Genomic DNA, 18589 nt, shown 5'->3' on the forward strand with positions numbered 1-18589 from the left:
TGTCCTGCCAAACATCGCGATTTGTCGTGCGGCAGCGAGGCTGTCAGCCTTGCATATCCTCGAACCGCACCAGCACGGTGCCGTCGGTAACCTGCGCGCCTTCGGTGGCGATCTCGGCGATCATGCCATCATGCGGCGCGGCGATGGTATGCTCCATCTTCATCGCCTCGAGAATAAGCAACGGTTGCCCCTTCATCACCGTATCGCCCTTTGTCGCCCGCACCAGCTTGACCAGTCCCGGCATCGGCGCGCGCAAGCTGCCTGACGCCGCCGCCATATCATCGCTTCTGGCCAACGGGTCCGGTACCGCGAAGGTATAGCCGATCGCGCCTTCGAATATCGTGATGTGGCCTGGCCAGCGGGCAAGGCGAGGAACGGCGCGAAGGTCATGCGAATTGGCGCTGTCATAGGGTGCATGGAGCGACACCTGGGAACGCCGGTCTGGCCCTACCGAAACCTTTGCCAGAATATCCTCATCGCCAAACCTCAGCCGGATCCGTCGCGCCATGCCATGGAAATGCGTGTAGCCGGCAAGCGACGACCATGGATCGTCCGATGGCGCCAGCACTCCCGCCCCGGAGGCCGCAATGGCCGCGGCCGCGACCGTTTCGCCGCTCGGCGGCGCAATCTCGGTCAGCGCCTGCTGATGCCGGCCTATCAGGCCGGTATCGACATCGCCCGCCGAAAAGTCCGGATCGGTCACCAGTGCGGCGAGGAAGGCGGTATTGACGATCGAACCGGCGACCTCGGTTCGCGTAAGCGCCACGCCGAGTGCCTCCAGCGCAGCCGGCCTGTCCCTGCCATGCACCACCAGCTTGGCGATCATCGGATCATAATAGGGAGAAATGGCGTCGCCGGCCCGCACGCCGGTTTCGACACGCATGGCCGCCCCTTGGGGGACCATGTCGGGAAATTTCAGATGATGCAGCGTGCCGGTCGCAGGCAGAAACTCCCTTGCGGCATCCTCGGCATAGAGGCGCGCCTCGAAGGCGTGACCGGCAAGCTTTATCTCGCCTTGCGTTTTCGGCAGCTTCTCGCCGGATGCGACGCGCAACTGCCACTCCACCAGATCGGTGCCGGTGACCATCTCGGTGACCGGGTGCTCGACCTGCAGCCTCGTGTTCATCTCCATGAACCAGAAGCGGTCAGGCTTCAGGCCTTGCGAGGCATCGACGATGAATTCGATGGTGCCGGCGCCGCAGTAGCTGATCGCCTTGGCGGCCTTCACCGCCGCCTCGGTCATCGCCTTGCGGAACGCTTCCGTCATGCCAGGGGCGGGGGCTTCCTCGATAACCTTCTGATGGCGTCGCTGCGCCGAGCAGTCGCGTTCGAACAGATGGACGGCATTGCCGAAATTGTCGCCGAAAACCTGCACCTCGATGTGGCGCGGCTTGTCGATATATTTTTCCACCAGCACACGGTCGTCTCCAAAAGCGGATTTCGCCTCGCGTCGCGCGCTGGACAGCGCTTCGGAGAACTCATCGGGGTGCTCGACCCGGCGCATGCCCTTGCCGCCGCCGCCGGCGCGCGCCTTGATCAGCACGGGGTAGCCGATTTCGCGTGCCTTGGAGGCCAGGATCACGATCTCCTGCGCCTCGCCATGGTAGCCCGGCACGACGGGCACGCCGGCCTTTTCCATCAGACGCTTGGCGGCATCCTTCAGCCCCATGGCGCGGATAGAGGCCGCCGACGGGCCGATGAAGGTCAGCCCCGCGGCCACCACCTGGTCGACGAAATCAGGATTTTCCGACAGGAAGCCATAGCCGGGATGAACGGCCTGCGAGCCTGTCGCCAAGGCAGCCGCGACGATCCTGTCGCCGCGCAGATAGCTGTCGCTGACAGGCGAGGCACCGATATGCACCGCCTCGTCTGCCATCTCGACATGCAGGGATTTCGCATCTGCATCGGAATAGACGGCGACGGTGCGTACCCCCATCCTGCGCGCCGTGCGGATCACCCGGCATGCGATCTCGCCCCGATTGGCAATCAGGATCTTTGTGAACATGGAGCCTCCGTGGCCTGCGTTTGCCTCGAGGATGCAACGGCCTCACGGTATAGTTCGGCTATTTGTTCGTCGAAGCAGCAGAAGATGACGGTCTGCGGCGTCGTATTTCCGCTCAAGAAGCTGTTTACGGCGCCGACAGCGATTGCTGCCGCCTCATCCCTCGGATAGCGGTAGATGCCCGTCGAGATCGCCGGAAAGGCGACCGAGCGGCATTCCTTCTCGACGGCGATTTCGAGCGAGCGCCGATAGCAGGAGGCGAGCAACTCCGCCTCGCCCTCGCCGCCGCCCTGCCAGACCGGACCGACCGCATGGACGATGTAGCGGGCCGGCAGCCGATAGCCCCTCGTCAGCTTTGCATCGCCGGTCTTGCAGCCGTTGAGCGTGCGGCATTCGGCGAGGAGTTCCGGCCCCGCCGCCCGGTGAATGGCGCCGTCGACCCCGCCCCCGCCGAGCAGCGAGGAATTGGCCGCATTGACGATGGCGTCGACATCCAGCTTGGTAATGTCGCCGACGTGAATGCGGATCCTGTCCTGCACCTCGCCCATCTCACATCCTGAACACGCCGAAGCGCGTTTCCTCGATCTCCGCGTTGAGCGCGGCGGAGAGGCTGAGCGCCAGCACCTCGCGCGTCCTTGCCGGATCGATGATGCCGTCGTCCCATAGCCTTGCCGAGGAATAGAGCGGGTGGCCTTCATGCTCGTATTTCATCAGGATCGGCTTCCTGAACTTCGCTTCTTCCTCGGCGCTCCATTCGCCGCCCTTGCGCTCGATCCCCTCGCGCTTGACCATGGCCAGCACCGTCGCCGCCTGCTCGCCGCCCATCACCGAAATGCGGGCGTTCGGCCACATCCACAGGAAGCGGGGCGAGTAGGCGCGCCCGCACATGCCGTAATTGCCGGCGCCGAACGAGCCGCCGATGATCACGGTGACCTTGGGCACGCGGGCGGTGGCGACTGCCATCACCAGCTTGGCGCCGTCCTTGGCGATGCCGCCTGCCTCATATTTGCGCCCAACCATGAAGCCGGTGATGTTCTGCAGGAAGACCAGCGGAATCTTGCGCTGGCAGCACAGCTCGATGAAATGAGCGCCCTTCAGCGCGCTTTCGGAAAACAGCACGCCATTGTTGGCGATGATGCCGACCGGCATGCCGTGAAGATGGGCAAAGCCGGTGACGAGCGTGGTGCCGTAATTCTGCTTGAACTCATCGAACTCCGAACCGTCGACGAGGCGCGCGATTACCTCGCGCACGTCATAGGGCTGGCGCAGATCCGTCGGCACGATGCCGTAGACCTCATCTGCCGGATGAAGCGGCGGAATCGGTTTCCGCACGGCAAGGCTTACGTTCTTGTTCCGATTGAGGTTCTTGACGATGCGCCGGCAGATGGCCAGCGCATGTTCATCGTCGAGCGCGTAGTGATCGGCGACACCGGAGAGCCGTGTATGGACGTCGGCGCCGCCGAGATCCTCGGCGCTGACATCCTCGCCGGTGGCGGCCTTCACCAGCGGGGGGCCGCCGAGGAAGATGGTCGCCTGGTTGCGCACCATGATCGTCTCGTCCGACATTGCCGGCACATAGGCGCCGCCCGCCGTGCACGACCCCATGACGCAGGCGATCTGCGGGATGCCTGAGGCGGACAGGTTGGCCTGGTTGTAGAATATGCGCCCGAAATGCTCGCGGTCGGGAAACACCTCGTCCTGGTTGGGCAGGTTGGCGCCGCCGCTGTCGACCAGGTAGACGCAAGGCAGATTGTTCTGCAGCGCGATCTCCTGCGCCCGCAGATGCTTCTTCACCGTCAGCGGGTAATAGGTGCCGCCCTTCACCGTGGCATCGTTGACGACGACCATCACTTCCGTGCCTTCGACGCGGCCGATACCGGCGATGATGCCGGCGGACGGAATGTCCTCGCCATACATCGACCACGCGGCGAACTGGCCGATCTCGAGGAAGAGCGAGCCGGTGTCGAGCAATTGCGCCAGCCGCTCGCGCGGCAGCAGCTTGCCGCGCGCGACGTGCCGCTCGCGCGCCTCCTCCGAGCCACCGCGCTCGACGCTCGCACCCTTTTCCGCGATATCGGCGACCAGCGCCCGCATGCGTTCGGCATTGGTGTGGAAGGTATCGGAGGAAGGGGAGATCTGGGTCTGGAGGACAGCCATGCTATACCCCCTCCGCCATGATCTCGCGGCCGATCAGCCATCGCCGGATTTCGCTGGTGCCGGCACCGATTTCATAGAGTTTGGCGTCGCGTAGCAGCCGGCCAGTCGGATAGTCGTTGATGTATCCGTTGCCGCCCAGAAGCTGGAGCGCGTCAAGCGTCATCTGCGTTGCTTTTTCGGCGGCAAAAAGAACGCAGCCTGCGGCATCCTTGCGACTGGCCTGGTCGCGGTCGCAGGCGGCGGCGACCGCGTAGACATAGGCGCGCGCGGCGTTCATCGTCGTGTACATGTCGGCGAGTTTGCCCTGCACCAGCTGGAATTCCCCGATCGCCTGGCCGAACTGCTTGCGCTCATGCACATAGGGCACCGCGACGTCGAGACAGGCGGCCATCAGGCCGATCGGGCCACCGGCCAGCACCGTGCGCTCGTAGTCGAGACCAGACATCAGAACCTCGACGCCGCGCCCTTCCTCGTGCAGCACGTTGTCGAACGGCACCTCCACATTGTCGAAAACCAGTTCGCCGGTGTTGGAGCCGCGCATACCGAGCTTGTCGAGCTTTTGCGCAACCGAAAATCCGGCAAAAGCCTTTTCGACGATGAAGGCGGTGATGCCGCGCGCATGGCGCTCCGGATCGGTCTTGGCATAGACCACCAGCGTCTCGGCGTCCGGGCCGTTGGTGATCCACATCTTGGTGCCGTTGAGCACGTACCGGTCGTTGCGCTTTTCGGCGCGCAGCTTGAGCGAGACGACGTCGGAGCCGGCGCCGGGCTCCGACATGGCCAGCGCGCCGACGCGCTCGCCCGAGCAAAGCGGCGGCAGGAATTTCTCCTTCTGCGCCGGCGTCGCCCAGCGGTTGATCTGGTTGACGCAGAGATTGGAATGAGCGCCGTAGGACAGGCCGACCGAGGCCGAGGCCCTTGAGATCTCCTCGACGGCGATCACGTGGGCGAGATAGCCCATGCCACTGCCGCCGAACTCGGGATCGGCGGTGATGCCGAGGAGCCCGAGATTGCCGAGTTCCGCCCAGAGATGCGCCGGGAATTCGTTCGAGCGGTCGATTTCCGCCGCGATCGGCGCGATCCTGTCCTGGGCGAAGCGCCGCACCAGGTCGCGCAACGCCTCGATATCCTCGTCATGCCCGAAGCTGAGCGTGTTCGTGTACATCGGGTTCCTCCTGCCGCATGACCCCGAAATCGCCTTGGATTTCGGAAAGGCCATGCGCGAAAATCAAAATGCTACAGCATCCTTTGCGCGTCCAAACGGACGCGCGGCGCTGTAGGCGTCGGTCCTCGCGCCGACGAGCCGCATTGTCATCGAAAGATATATCGCTGTGACTTCAGCGATCGACAGCCGCTCGCCCGGCCTGAACCAGACGATGACGCCGGTCATCATCTGGATCAGCGCCATGGCGGTGAGGCCGGTGTCTTCGACGCTGAACACACCTGCTTCGGCGCCGTCACGCAGAATGGCGCGCAGTTCCTTCTCATAGGCCGTGCGCATCCGCAGTATCTGCGTCAGCCTTTCGGGCGACAGGCTGCGCAGTTCCATGTTCGAAACATGCGTCGCATGGCGGCGGGCGATGTGGAAGGCGATGTGGTTCTCGACATAGGCCGAAAGCCGGCTTGCCGGATCGGCATCGGTGGGCCGTGCGGCGTTCCAGGCTGCGATCAGCTCCTCCATATGCTCGCGCATCAGCGTGAACAGCAAATCCTCCTTGGTCGGGAAATAGCGATAGAGCGCGGCCGCCTGCACGCCGACTTCGGCCGCCAGCTGGCGCATCGACATCGCCTCATAGCCGAGCCGCGCGATCAGGTTGACCGCAGCCTCGCGGGCTGCCGCCTCGGTCTTCCCGCCATCGGATCCGGTAGTGCGCGCCAAATGAGCCTCCTCGACATGAATTAATAAAACGAACGTTCAATTAATTCAAGAGCTATGCCGAACCCCGCGTCACGCGTCGATCCGGAAGCCGGTAGGGAGATTGCCGGACGCCGCATCTTCAACGTCAACGCGGGAGACCGATGCTCCCGGCGGTCCTTTCCAAAATCGTTCGATCATGGTCGAGACGGCCGCGCCTGTCCCGACAATTTCGGCGGTCACCGAGCCGTCCGCTTCATTGCGCACCCAGCCTGCAAGCCCAAGGCTGGCAGCCTGGCTCCGGACCCAGATCCTGTAGCCGACGCCTTGCACCTTGCCGCGGGCCTGCACACGCACTGCCTTGCGATCGTCAGCCATGTGTCTCTCCTGAGGCTTGTCTGCAGAATCTGGCGCAGGCGAGGGGGAATGCAACAGGCCGGTCGAATGAGAAGGAGGGCCGCGTCAAAACTGATTTAGTTGACTCAGTCCACTAAATTTCTCACACTGTGGGCCGTCACAATCTAGGGCTGAACGCAGATGCTGGACCAACGCAGCGCTTTGGTGGCCGATATCAGGCACTTCAACCGTTTCTACACCCGCACCGTCGGCCTTCTCGACGAGACCTTGACGCAGAGCTCGTTCACGCTCACCGAGGCGCGTGTCCTGTTCGAGCTTGGCCACCGGGATCGCCCGGCGGCGGAAATCGCCGGCGAGCGAGGCTTCCTTTCGGAAGCATTTGACATTGATGTCGGCCCGGCCGCTTCCGACATCGCCAAACAACTGCGTCTCGACGCGGCCTACCTGACGCGGATCCTGCGAAAATTCGCTAGCGAAGGCCTGACCGAGACCCGGACCGATCCGGTCGACCGGCGAAGGCGTATCCTGTCGCTGACGGCAAGGGGGCAGGCCGCCCTTGCCGGTCTGCAGGCCGCGGCGGACCGCGACACCTCACGGCTCATCGAGAACCTGCCCGACCACCGCTTGGCCGAACTCGGCGACGCCTTGCGCAAGGCGGCGGAGCTGCTGGGCGATCCGGCGGCTGAAGGCGAGGCGGCCGCCCCGGCGGTGACGTTGCGTCCGCATCGCGTCGGTGACATTGGCTGGGTGGTGCAGCGTCAGGCCCAGCTCTACGCCGAGGAATATGGCTGGAACATCGAGTTCGAAGCCTTGGTCGCCGAAATCGGGGCCGACTTCATCCGCAATTTCAAGCCAGGGCGCGATTTCTGCTGGATCGCCGAACGCGCCGGCCTGCCGCTCGGCGCGGTGTTTCTGGTTCACCAGGACGACGAGGTCGCGAAGCTGCGGCTGCTGCATGTCGAGGCGGCGGCGCGCGGTTTGGGTATCGGCAAACGGCTGGTCGCGGAATGCGTGAACCAGGCGCGTGCCTGCGGCTACATCAAGCTCGTTCTGTGGACGAATGACATTCTCGTCGCCGCCCGCGCGATTTATGAGCGCGCCGGGTTCAGACTGGTTTCACAGGAGCGCCATCACAGTTTCGGCAAGGAACTGACCGGCCAGAACTGGGAACTCGATCTCTGACGGGCCGGCAAGTGTCGCCGCGATGGCAACACTCGTTCAGTTTCCACGGGCGGCGGCCAGTGCGCCGGGCAGTTCCTCGGCAAAAATGTCGAGCTCGCGGTCCAGTCCGACGCTGACGCGGATGCAACGATCGAGCCCCGGCGCCATCGGCTTGCGGATGAAGACGTCGCGCGACAACAGGCCTTGCAGGATCTTCAGCGCGAAAGCGCCGTCGCGGCCGCAATCGATGGTAACGAAATTGGTCGCCGACGGCAGCGGCGTCAGCCCGTTCTGTTCGGCTATCTGCGCGATGCGCCGGCGCCCCGCCGACACCCGCGCCACCACTGAATCCAGATAATCCTGGTCGGCGAGCGCCTCGACGCCCGCGACCTGCGCCATGCGGCTGACGCCGTAGTGATTGCGGATCTTCTCGAAATCGCTGATCACCTGGGCCTCGGCGACCGCATAGCCGCAGCGTATGCCGGCAAGCCCGTAAGCTTTCGAAAAGGTGCGCATACGAATGACATTCGGCCGCGAGACGTCGATGGGCGGCAGTGCGGAGGCTGGCCCCAATTCTCCATAGGCTTCATCGAGCACGAGCATGGTGGTTTCCGGCAGCGCTTCGATGAAGCGCGTCAGTTCGGCCGCTTCCCACCAGCTCCCCATGGGGTTGTCCGGATTGGACAGATAGACCAGCGGCGCTTTCTCCCTGGCGGCCGCAACCAGCAGCCCTTCCAGATCCTCGTGGTCGTTCGCATAGGGCACGGTGACAAGCCGCCCGCCGACACCGGCAATGTGGAAGTTGAAGGTGGGATAGGCGCCGAGCGAGGTGACCACCGCATCGCCAGGCGCCACATACATGCGCGCCACCAGACCAAGCAGGCCATCGATGCCTTCGCCGACCACGATGTTCTCGACCTTCAGACTATGATGCGCGGCCGCGGCCACCTTCAGGTCGTGATTGTCCGGATCGCAATACATCCACATGTCGCGCGCGATCTCGGCCATACGGGCGATGACGCGCGGCGACGGCCCAAAGCTGCTCTCATTGGCGCCGATGCGGGCGCGGAATGCACGCCCGCGCTCGCGCTCCTGCGCTTCGGGGCCGACAAACGGCACGGTCGACGGAAGCGCTGCAACGAGCGGCATAAGGGGAGGGCGCAGACGCATGGCAAAAGCTCGCGTGAGGGAAGGGGCTTCTTGCTAGCGCGGTGAGTGGGCGGGTGCAAGTTGCGCGCAATGAGCAATCGTTGCCGCCCGCCTGATCCAAACGCCTGATGCATCCCAGAGCAATCATCGTCCGTTGCGGAATCGCGCAGTGGAAACCCCCAATGAAAAAACCCGGCGGTTGCCCGCCGGGTTTCGATATTCACGAAGCGATGGCTGTTAGAACGAGCGCTGGAAGCGGAGCATACCGCCGACGCTGTTCTTCTTATCGGCAGGTGTAAACGATGGGTTGATGAAGCCAGCATCGTCAAACCGGCCGGCATGGAGGTAGTCGACCTCGGCCGTGACGGTGAAGCCGGGAACGACGTCATAAGCAACGTTCGCCGCAACGCCGACGTTCTTCCAGTCGTCAGCAGACACCTGAAGGTTGAACGAGGTCTTCTCGTTGAACTTGTAGGTGCCGCCGCCCCAGACTGCCCAGTTGCCGCCCCACGCCTTGTAGAAGCCGCGACCATGGGCTTCGACAAAATTGCCGGCGTCGTCGTTGAGGTTGTCATCGGTGCCGTAGCCGCCCATGATGAACAGCGACAGTGCGTCGTTGACATTGACGTCCAAGCGAACCTTGCCGGCGACTTCCTCGTAGTTGCTGTCGTAGGCGACGACGCCGGTGATGGCGCCCCAGCCCTGCGTATACTTCACGCCGCCGACGACATGCGGAACATAGCTGTCGATCGTGTCGGTGCCGGTGCCTTCTTCGAGCGAGACCACGGCCGAGAAGCCGTTGCCTGCGTCGAAGTAGTACTGGACGACGTTGGTGTCGAAGTCGCCGTAAGGAACCAGCGTATCCTGGATGACGTTGCCGGCGTAGCCGACGAACGTATCGAAGGCCGATTCGTCCTTACCGACGCGCAGGCCACCGAGCTGGATCCAGGCGAAGTTCAGCGAGACGTCCCGATTGTGGGCGGCATTGATCGGCTCGTCGAAGGCATTGTCGTCACCGAAGTTGAAGCGGGTCTCGGTGTAGGTCTTCAAGGTGCCGAGCTCGGTTTCCTGGCCGGTCCAGGTCTTCAGCGTAAAGCGCGTGTTCTTGTAGTAGGTGTTGTGGTCGTCACCGTCCTGGTGATCGGCAGCCTTCGCACCGTCGAACGAGCCGGTGTCGCCCACGCCGATGTCATAACGGACATAGCCGCCGACGCGCAGGCAGGTCTCGGTGCCGGGGATGTAGAAGTAGCCAGCGCCGTAGACGTCGCAGATCTTGACGTATTCAGCGGGCTCCGGCTCGGCGACGACGACGGCGTCGGCGGCGCGCGCACCGGAAACTGCGATCAGGGCCGCAGCGGAGCCGAGAAGAAGGCTCTTGATGTTCATTTTCTGACCTCCAGTCAGAATCGAACGAAACAGCCGTTTTGGTGACGCATGTTTTTGTAGCAAGCAATTGGTATTACTACGTTTTTCCGGGAATGCCTGGATTTTTCGCAAAGGAAGGGGCGTTCACCACAGACGCTTGCTGGCGAAGGCGTGCCCGGAGCCGGATTTGAGATAGCGCTCGAATGAAGCCGCCTTGGCTTGATTCGAGAACGCCACATAGGTGACGATCTGCCATGGCAGGAACTTGGATGTATGACTGGATTTTCCGTCATGTGCTCGGCAAGCCGTCGCCTCAGGATGTGATGCCGACATAACGCTCACCGTCGGCAGTCTTGCTTTCCAGCAGGTATACATACCACACGACCGGCCCTCCTTCGCCAAGGCTTCGGAGGGCATCCTGCTTCGCGCTGAGGGTATTGCCAATCCTGCTTTTGCAAGGAAAACTAAGCCTGCGGCCCTCCTTCGCCGAGGCTTCGGAGGGCATCCTGCTTCGCGCTGAGGTCTGGACTTGTCCTGCGAAGCTCGAAGAGCGAAGCAGGATGGCGGAGAGGATGGGATTCGAACCCACGAGAAGCTTTTGACCTCTACTCCCTTAGCAGGGGAGCGCCTTCGACCACTCGGCCACCTCTCCGTTGCGCCGCTGGATAAAGAAAAGCGCCGGCACAATCAACAAGCCCCAGCCAATATCTGGGAAAAAGAAGCCATTATACGGAAAAATAAGAACGCACCGGCCTGCGGCCTTCCGCGATGCGGCGGTTCTGCGGCGATTCCCTGGCTGGTGGTTCAAGGCCTCGCCATGATTCCGTCAGCCGATCGCCGGATTCGCCCGTAAACAAGGGGCTGGGGCGGGTCGAAGGTTAATGAGAGCTTTCTGAGTGAGGCCAAATCGTGTCATTTGTGCAACAACGATGGGGGATAGCAGCCGCACAGCCCTTTCGCCTGTACGATCGTGGTTGAACCCCGTCTGCTCATGGGTAATGTCGATTTCGAAGGAGCGGCGCGGTGCGCATCTTTTTCGGTAGTGGGGATGGGGCAGGGAACGCTGTCCTTCAGCAAAGAATACCCAGACCCGTTTTTTAACTTTTGACTGGAGGTCAGAAAATGAACATCAAGAGCCTTCTTCTCGGCTCCGCTGCGGCCCTGATCGCAGTTTCCGGTGCGCGCGCCGCCGACGCCGTCGTCGTCGCCGAGCCGGAGCCCGCTGAATACGTCAAGATCTGCGACGTCTACGGCGCTGGCTACTTCTACATCCCCGGCACCGAGACCTGCCTGCGCATCGGCGGCTATGTCCGTTATGACATCGGCGTGGGCGACGTCGGCACGTTCAATGGTTCGAAGACTGCGGACCACGAGGACGGCTCGGTAAATGACACCTGGCACAAAAATACCCGCTTCACGCTGAAGACCTGGACCGGCCAGGAAACCGAACTCGGCACCTTGAAGACCTACACCGAGACCCGCTTCAACTTCGGCAACGACAACGCCATCGAGTTCGCCAACACCGCCCACAACAAGGACGTCTCGCTGAACTTCGCCTGGATCCAGCTCGGTGGTCTCCGCGTCGGTAAGGACGAATCGGCCTTCGATACGTTCATCGGCTACGCCGGCAACGTCATCCAGGATACGCTGGTTCCTTACGGCGACTTTGACACCAACGTCGTCCAGTACTACTTCGACGCAGGCAACGGCTTCTCGGCCGTGGTCTCGCTCGAAGAAGGCCAGGGCGTTGTCGGGACGATCGACAGCTACGTTCCGCATGTCGTCGGCGGTCTGAAGTGGACGCAGGGCTGGGGCGCCATCACCGGTGTCATCGCCTACGACAGCAACTACGAAGAAGTTGCCGGCAAGGTTCGCCTGGACGTCAATGTCAACGACGCACTGTCGCTGTGGGTCATGGGCGGCTACGGCACCGACGACAACCTCAACGATCCGACCTACGCTATCCCTGCTGGCGGCCGCGGCTTCTACAAGCAGTGGGGCGGCAACTGGGCTGTCTGGGGCGGCGGTACCTACAAGTTCAACGAGAAGACCTCGTTCAACGCGCAGGTGTCGTATGACGATTGGAAGAACCTGGGCATCGCGGCGAACATCGCCTACGACGTCGTCCCGGGCTTCACGGTCACGGCCGAAGTCGACTACCTCAATGCAGGCAAGTTTGACGACGCCGACTTCTCCAACTGGACCGGCGCCGACAAGAAGAGCAGCATCGGCGGCATCCTCCGCTTCCAGCGCTCGTTCTAAGGGCTGGCTCCATACAGGTGAAATCCAGCCCGGGCGCATCAACGCCCGGGCTGTTTTTGTTTCGTGACTGGATCAAGGCAAACAGAAGGAACAGGGGGTAACGGTAGCTGAATTGGGTCCGTGAGTGGTTTCGTGGGATCCGCCGCCTGGCGGATGAAATCACAACTGCGTGATTCAAAACTCTTGAAAGGATGCTTCCATGTGGGTTAGGTGGTTGACCTATCCACTCGGGGGTGTGGCGAATGATGACGACTGAAGCGATTCAAGAGGGAGACCCCTCTGATCATTTTGCGGTTTTTTCTTCTCAGAATTCGAAGTTTAACTACACCTACAACAAGATCAGAGAAGTAAAGTCGCATAGGATTGGAGATCTTTTTTCAGCGTATCGGGATATATTGTGGGATGATGGGCGGCATAAATACAATGTCAGCTCCTTCATCGGCGAGATAGACGAGATTCTGCTCGGGGAGCGTTTCAGCGCCTTTGACCAGAGTACCCTGGACAACCTTATCGGCACCTTGCGCCAGCGCGGCAACAGCAACGCAACCATCAACCGGAAGATGGCTGCCCTCAGCAAACTGCTGCGCAAGGCATACAAGATGGGAGATATCCACAGCCTGCCCGAGTTCCGCCGCCAGAAGGAGCGGTCGGGACGGATTCGTTTCCTTGAAAGGGACGAAGAGGCCAGGCTGTTTGCCGCCATCAGGAGCCGCAGCGAAGATGCTTACCGGCTTTCCGTCTTCCTGGTCGACACTGGCTGCCGCCTTGGCGAGGCGCTCGGGCTGATCTGGAACGACATCCAGGAGCATCGCGTCTCCTTCTGGATCACCAAGTCCGGCCGCAGCCGCACCATTCCGATGACCGAGCGTGTCAAGGAAGTGATCAAGCTGCCTCCCGGCGAAGGTCGTCGGCCGAAAGGCCCGTTCACCACATTCAGCCAGGCTCAATACCGTGCCATCTGGAACGACGCGAAGGCCGAAGTCGGCCTGGCCGCCGACGATCAGGTGGTGCCGCACATCCTGCGCCATACCTGTGCCTCGCGGCTTGTCCAGGGCGGCATCGATATCAGGCGCGTGCAGATGTGGCTTGGCCACCAGACCCTGTCGATGACCATGCGCTATGCGCATCTGGCCACCAACGATCTCGACGGCTGCGTCACCGTGCTGGAAGTACCCCGGTCTGGCGGCGCCGACAACGCGAAGGCAGCGCCCGAACCGTCCCCCCGCGCCGCTGCGCGCCGTGCGGCAGACGAACCGGTTGCCGTGAAGACCACGGCCAAGGCAATGAAGAAGGCCTCAAAGTCCCGATAAGTTCACGCTTTGAAGGGGCTGTAGGCGACCAATCCCGTGGGTCCCCGATCCGCGGGTCGTTGGGGCATGCTATCCAGGCTGCGAAGCCTGCCCTCGGTCCACTGCTGTCGTTTTGCCTTGCGGGCAACGGTTTTTAAAGGCGAGTCGGCAGCCGCTCGGCTCTGTTGAGGAAAGCGGCGATGTCGCCCGGCAAGGTTCCGGTTTCGAGGAAAGGGGCGTGACCCTGACCTTCAACGGTGATCGTCTGCATGGCCGGATGGTGCTCCCGCATCTGCCTGTGTGTGTCCACCGACAGCAAACTCGAATTGGCGCCGCGCATGGCGAGCATGGGAAGGGCCGACAGCGCATCGAATTGCGGCCACAGCGCCGGTAGCGGCTGCGTCAGGTCGAGATTTGCAACAGTGTCGACCAGCTTCGGGTCGAAATCCGGCAGCAGGCCCTGGTCGGTTTCGCGGTAGAGCGCCAGCACCATGCGCTCCCAGTCCGCATCGGTGAGCGCGGAAAAATCCCGGCCATGAACGCGGCGCTGGGCCGCCACTGCTTCGGCGAAGGTCTTCGGCTTCGGTTCGCGCTGGAGATACGACTGGATAAGGGCAAGGCCGGCCGGCTCGATCACCGGTCCGATATCGTTCAGCACGATCGCTTTCAATATGGCCGGCCGCAGCGCGCCCAGGACATGAATGATCAGGCCGCCGCGCGAGGTGCCGATGAAGGCGGCTTCCTCGATTCCCAAGGCCGCCAGTCCGGCAAGAATGTCGTCGGCTTCGACGCCGACAGTATAGCGGCTGACATCGGGATCATAATCGGACTGCCCGCGGCCGCGATAGTCGAAGGCGACGACCTTGCGCGGGCTTCCGGCTTTGCCGGCCAAATAGAGCGCGAGTTCATGGAAGTCGCGTGCATTGCGGGTGAGGCCGGGCAGGCAGACGACTGGCCAATGTCCCGAATTTGCTTCGCCATAGATCCGGGCATGCAGCTTCAGCCCATCCGGCGCGGTGTAGAAGAAATCGGAGAAACGTTCGCTCGCCATTGGAATGCTGTCCCTTGCTCTCGCCCGATCGTCCGTCTGCTACAGGCGGGGGAAGGGATGGTCAAATGGGGCAGTTACTTCTCCTCTTGCGGGCCGAAGGTGGCGAGGCCCTTCACTCAGCCAAGACGGGCGGATCCGCGCGAGGCCAACTCCTCTCGCAAGGAGGAACGAAAGCCGTCAACTCCGCCCGTTCACAAGATCTCCCACAATGTCGTACTTGCCGGAAATACGCATCTTGTAGACCTCGTAGTTCTCCATCACGCGCTGCACGTAACTTCTTGTTTCCGTGTATGGAATCCGCTCGATCCAGTCGACGACGGCGTCGATGTCCTTGCCGCGCGGATCGCCGTATTTCGCCACCCATTGGGCGGCGCGGTTGGGGCCTGCATTGTAGCCGGCGAAGGTCAGCACATAGGAGCCGTTGAAGCGGTCGAGCTGCTGGCCGAGGAAGGCCGAGCCCAGCGTCGCATTGTAGCCGGCATCGGTGGTCAGGCGTGCCTGCGAGAATTGCAGCCCGGCCTTCTTCGCAAGTTGCTTGGCGGTTGCCGGCATCAGCTGCAGCAGCCCCCGCGCGCCGGCGCTCGATATGGCGCCGATGTTGAATTCGCTTTCCTGGCGGGCGATGGCATAGGCCAGTGCCTTGCCCGAACCGGAAATATCGGCGCTATCGGGGATGACCCCCAAAGGATGCGACAGCGCGCCGACATCGATGCCACGCGCGCCGGCGATCTTGCCGATCTTGAGCGACATGAAGTGGTTGCCCTGCTTTTCCGCCAGCACCGCCAGCAGCGCCAGTTCGCCCGGGCTGGTCAACTGTCCTGCGAGGTCGCGATAGAGAGTCTCGGCATAGCGGTCGTAGCCTGCCTCCTGCAATCGCTTGACGGCGGCGACGGCCTCGCGGCCGGCAAAACTCTGGCGATCGGCGGCGCTCGGCGTGGGATAGGCGATGTTCAGCACCGGGCGACCAATGCGCTCGGCGGCGAGCTGGCCGTAGAATGTCGTGCCGTAGGCCGCCGCGCGCGCAAAATAATCCTTTGCGCTACCCGGGCCGCCAACTTCGGCGGCGCGGCCGAGCCAGTAATAGGCGCGCGACAATGTCATCGGCCCCTGCGCAAGGTCGGCAATGCGCGCAAAATGGGTTGCCGCAAGCGTGGGATCGTTCAAGCCGCGCAGCGCGTACCAGCCGGCATGGAATTCGGCTTCGGCGGCGTTCGCTGTGCTTTCGGCCGCATGCATGGCGACGATCTTGTAGGCGGCTTTCATGTCGCCCTTGTCGACCAGCTCGCGCGACAGTACCCGGCGCTCCACCCACCAGGCATCCGGGTCGACCAGCGCTTCGCGATCCGTCGGCGCCTTCATCACAATGGCGGCGGCGTCGGCAATATTGTCTTGCTTGCGCAGATATTCGGCCTGCGCGAAGAAATAGCCGGCCGAACGTTGTGAAGCCGGTACCGCCTTGAGTAGCTTGGCGGTGTTCTTGTCGCCCTTGTCGGCCGCCGCCCAGGCGGTGGCCAGTTGCTGCGCTTGCGCCAGGCCGGCGACGCGCTGCGCCGCGCCGACCCGGTCGGCGTAGAACATGCGCTCCATGCGGAACCGGTGATCGGCCGCCGGGATCAGCCCGCCGAACTCCTTGATCAGCGCTGTCTCGTCCTTGGCGTCCAGGATCGCGGTGCGCCAGAACGGTACCAGCACCGAAAGCGCCGCCTTGGTGTTGCCCTGCGCCACATAGGCGCGGGCAAGAAGCATGACGCCTTCGAATGTCTGCGGCTGGCTGCCGTCGAACGCTTGCACGACGACGTCGGGGGCGGGGTTTTCGCGATAGAGTGCGCGTTCGCTGTTCTTGCGCAGCGCGGTTGTCCCCGGCCAGTTGGGCAACATCTTCGCTGCGGCCGCAATGTCGCCGCTCGGCACCTTGTCGCCGCCATAAAGCGCGATCGCCCAGGCAAGGATGTGCTGGTCGAGCGAACGGGCGGGAAGGGCATCTCGCGCGGCGCGGGCACCGGGAATGTCGCCCGCCGCCAGTGCGTCCAGACCGCTCTTCAATTGTACAATGCTGGCAGAGGGGGCGGTATCGCCTGGACCCGCATCTTGCGAGCCTTGCATGCCGGGCATCGGAATGGCCGATGTCAACTGCACGTCGACGCTGCCGCCGATCGCCATCTCCGGCATCAGCGCGACGACCGCGCCCAGGAGCGCGAAAAGATGAGGCCGCCTAGTCGGCATCGTTCAGCCTTTACACATCACCAGCAGGCGCGGAAGCTTCGCGACCTGGACCAGACCGTAAGCTTAGGTCATGAAGGGCCAGTTAACAAAAGGTTATCGAGGCCGTTCGAATTGCGTTTGCTGGCAGCATGGCAATGCTTGCCGCGCAACCATGTCGAGACTATGGTGCGCCGCCTCGCTTTCGGCTAGAAGGCGCGACATTAAGACCAGAAACGAAAACCCATGCATATCGCCCAAAAGTGGCTACCGGTTTTGGGATAACGATATGCGTGAACAAAGAAGTCCCAAGGAGTTGGACGACATGCTGAGAGGCTCGCTGACCGCGCTCGTGACACCGTTCGAAAAGAGCGGGCGTTTCGACGAGAAAGCCTTTCGCGCCTTTGTCGACTGGCAACTTGCGGAGGGCACGACAGGCCTTGTTCCCGTTGGCACCACCGGCGAGTCACCGACGCTGTCGCATGACGAGCATCGTCAGGTGGTCAAGGTCTGCATCGAGGCAGCCAGGGGCCGCGCTCCGGTCGTCGCCGGCGCTGGCTCCAACAACACCGCGGAAGCGATCGGCCTGGTCCAGTATGCCGAACAGGCAGGCGCCGACGCTGCACTTGTCGTCACTCCCTATTACAACAAGCCGACGCAGCGCGGTCTCTATGAGCACTTCGCCGCCGTCGCCAAGGCAACCAAGCTGCCGATCATCATCTACAACATCCCGCCGCGGTCGGTCATCGACATGATGCCGGAGACGATGGGCCGACTGGCGCACGACTTCAAGAATATCGTCGGCGTCAAGGACGCGACCGGCAAGGTCGAACGGGTTTCCGAGCAGCGTATGACCTGCGGCAAGGATTTCATCCAGCTTTCCGGCGAAGATGCATCCGCGCTCGGCTTCAACGCGCATGGCGGTGTCGGCTGTATCTCGGTGACGGCCAACGTCGCGCCGCGGCTTTGTGCCGAATTCCAGGAGGCGACGCTGTCCGGCGACAGCGCCAAGGCGCTGGAATTGCAGGATCGCTTGCTGCCGCTGCACAAGGCGATCTTTATCGAGCCCGGCGTGTCCGGCGCCAAATATGCGCTTTCGAAGCTCGGCAAGGTCGAGAACGTGCTGCGTTCGCCGCTGGTCACGGTCGAACAATCGACTGCCGAAAAGATCGACGCGGCGATGAAGCACGCCGGCTTGATTAATTAGGGATGAGGCGCCACCTCTCCGCATTATGAATCAAGTCAGAAAAGCCGATCCCAACAACAAGACCGTTGCGGAAAACCGCAAGGCGCGGTTTTCCTATGAGGTGCTCGACACGGTCGAGGCCGGTCTGGTGCTGACCGGCACCGAGGTCAAGTCGCTGCGCCAGGGCCAGGCCAACATCCAGGATAGCTACGCCTCGGTCGAGGGCGGCGAGATCTGGCTGATCAACTCCTACCTCCCGGAATATCTGCAGGCCAACCGCTTCAACCACGAGCCGCGCCGGCGCCGCAAACTGCTGCTCAACAAGCGCGAGATGGCCAGGCTGTCGCAGAGCGTCGACCGCGAAGGCATGACCTTGGTGCCGCTGAAGATCTATTTCAACGACCAGGGCCGGGCCAAGCTGCTGCTCGCCGTCGGTCGCGGCAAGAAGCTGCACGACAAGCGGGAGACGGAAAAGCAGCGCGACTGGTCACGTGAGAAGGGCAGGCTCTTGAAGGAGCGCGGGTGACAACCATCAGGCGGTAGCCAAGCGGACGAG

15 protein-coding genes and 1 tRNA gene are annotated in these 18589 nt (G+C 62.7%); 5 read left to right on the top strand and 11 right to left on the bottom strand.

Features of this window, described 5'->3' with window-relative positions:
• Window positions 1-43: 43 nt before the first annotated feature.
• The 6 genes from LB551_RS15025 to LB551_RS15050 all read right to left on the bottom strand — a co-directional run bounded on the left by LB551_RS15025 (window position 44) and on the right by LB551_RS15050 (window position 6392).
• Window positions 44-2005, bottom strand: coding sequence for an acetyl/propionyl/methylcrotonyl-CoA carboxylase subunit alpha (locus tag LB551_RS15025; RefSeq protein WP_224659669.1), 1962 nt, complete (start codon window positions 2003-2005; stop codon window positions 44-46).
• Complete coding sequence (locus tag LB551_RS15030; RefSeq protein ID WP_224659670.1) at window positions 1987-2550, bottom strand: O-acetyl-ADP-ribose deacetylase; 564 nt, start codon at window positions 2548-2550, stop codon at window positions 1987-1989. The genes LB551_RS15025 and LB551_RS15030 overlap by 19 nt, the downstream gene beginning before the upstream one ends.
• 1 nt (window position 2551) lies before the next feature.
• On the bottom strand, window positions 2552-4159 hold the full coding sequence (locus LB551_RS15035) for a carboxyl transferase domain-containing protein (RefSeq protein ID WP_224659671.1): 1608 nt from the start codon (window positions 4157-4159) through the stop codon (window positions 2552-2554).
• A 1-nt stretch (window position 4160) separates the two neighbouring features.
• A complete protein-coding gene (locus tag LB551_RS15040; RefSeq protein ID WP_224659672.1) occupies window positions 4161-5324 on the bottom strand; it encodes an isovaleryl-CoA dehydrogenase in 1164 nt (387 codons plus the stop codon).
• Window positions 5325-5387: 63 nt separating this feature from the next.
• On the bottom strand, window positions 5388-6038 hold the full coding sequence (locus tag LB551_RS15045; RefSeq protein ID WP_224659673.1) for a TetR/AcrR family transcriptional regulator: 651 nt from the start codon (window positions 6036-6038) through the stop codon (window positions 5388-5390).
• Between the two features lie 69 nt (window positions 6039-6107).
• A complete protein-coding gene (locus LB551_RS15050) occupies window positions 6108-6392 on the bottom strand; it encodes an acylphosphatase (protein WP_224659674.1) in 285 nt (94 codons plus the stop codon).
• A 159-nt stretch (window positions 6393-6551) separates the two neighbouring features.
• On the opposite strand from LB551_RS15050, the gene LB551_RS15055 reads away from it, so the two are divergent.
• On the top strand, window positions 6552-7553 hold the full coding sequence (locus LB551_RS15055; RefSeq protein WP_224659675.1) for a bifunctional helix-turn-helix transcriptional regulator/GNAT family N-acetyltransferase: 1002 nt from the start codon (window positions 6552-6554) through the stop codon (window positions 7551-7553).
• Between the two features lie 36 nt (window positions 7554-7589).
• On the opposite strand, the gene LB551_RS15060 is transcribed toward LB551_RS15055, so the two are convergent.
• From LB551_RS15060 to LB551_RS15070, 3 genes are all read right to left on the bottom strand, one after another.
• A complete protein-coding gene (locus tag LB551_RS15060) occupies window positions 7590-8702 on the bottom strand; it encodes a pyridoxal phosphate-dependent aminotransferase (protein WP_224659676.1) in 1113 nt (370 codons plus the stop codon).
• A 216-nt stretch (window positions 8703-8918) separates the two neighbouring features.
• Window positions 8919-10067 (bottom strand): porin, encoded by a 1149-nt coding sequence (locus LB551_RS15065; RefSeq protein ID WP_224659677.1) that lies wholly within the window; start codon window positions 10065-10067, stop codon window positions 8919-8921.
• 540 nt (window positions 10068-10607) lie between these two features.
• Window positions 10608-10698: transfer RNA gene (locus LB551_RS15070), tRNA-Ser, on the bottom strand.
• 470 nt (window positions 10699-11168) lie between these two features.
• Between LB551_RS15070 and LB551_RS15075 the strand changes: the two genes are divergently transcribed.
• Both LB551_RS15075 and LB551_RS15080 read left to right on the top strand, forming a co-directional pair.
• Window positions 11169-12308, top strand: coding sequence for a porin (locus LB551_RS15075; protein ID WP_224659678.1), 1140 nt, complete (start codon window positions 11169-11171; stop codon window positions 12306-12308).
• A gap of 242 nt (window positions 12309-12550) precedes the next feature.
• Window positions 12551-13618 carry a tyrosine-type recombinase/integrase gene (locus LB551_RS15080; RefSeq protein WP_224659679.1) on the top strand — a complete coding sequence of 356 codons (1068 nt, stop codon included), beginning with the start codon at window positions 12551-12553 and terminating at the stop codon, window positions 13616-13618.
• 133 nt (window positions 13619-13751) lie between these two features.
• Here LB551_RS15080 and LB551_RS15085 read toward each other — a convergent pair whose 3' ends face one another.
• Both LB551_RS15085 and LB551_RS15090 read right to left on the bottom strand, forming a co-directional pair.
• Window positions 13752-14648 (bottom strand): alpha/beta fold hydrolase, encoded by an 897-nt coding sequence (locus LB551_RS15085; RefSeq protein WP_140549349.1) that lies wholly within the window; start codon window positions 14646-14648, stop codon window positions 13752-13754.
• A gap of 177 nt (window positions 14649-14825) precedes the next feature.
• Window positions 14826-16871 (bottom strand): lytic transglycosylase domain-containing protein, encoded by a 2046-nt coding sequence (locus tag LB551_RS15090; RefSeq protein WP_224659680.1) that lies wholly within the window; start codon window positions 16869-16871, stop codon window positions 14826-14828.
• 301 nt (window positions 16872-17172) lie between these two features.
• On the opposite strand from LB551_RS15090, the gene dapA reads away from it, so the two are divergent.
• Window positions 17173-18054, top strand: a complete 882-nt coding sequence (gene dapA, locus LB551_RS15095; RefSeq protein ID WP_224659724.1) for a 4-hydroxy-tetrahydrodipicolinate synthase — start codon at window positions 17173-17175, stop codon at window positions 18052-18054.
• A 25-nt stretch (window positions 18055-18079) separates the two neighbouring features.
• Window positions 18080-18559 carry an SsrA-binding protein SmpB gene (smpB, locus tag LB551_RS15100; protein ID WP_140549347.1) on the top strand — a complete coding sequence of 160 codons (480 nt, stop codon included), beginning with the start codon at window positions 18080-18082 and terminating at the stop codon, window positions 18557-18559.
• Window positions 18560-18589 lie beyond the last annotated feature (30 nt).

The sequence above is a fragment of the Mesorhizobium sp. BR1-1-2 genome (assembly GCF_020165435.1).
Lineage (GTDB): Bacteria > Pseudomonadota > Alphaproteobacteria > Rhizobiales > Rhizobiaceae > Mesorhizobium.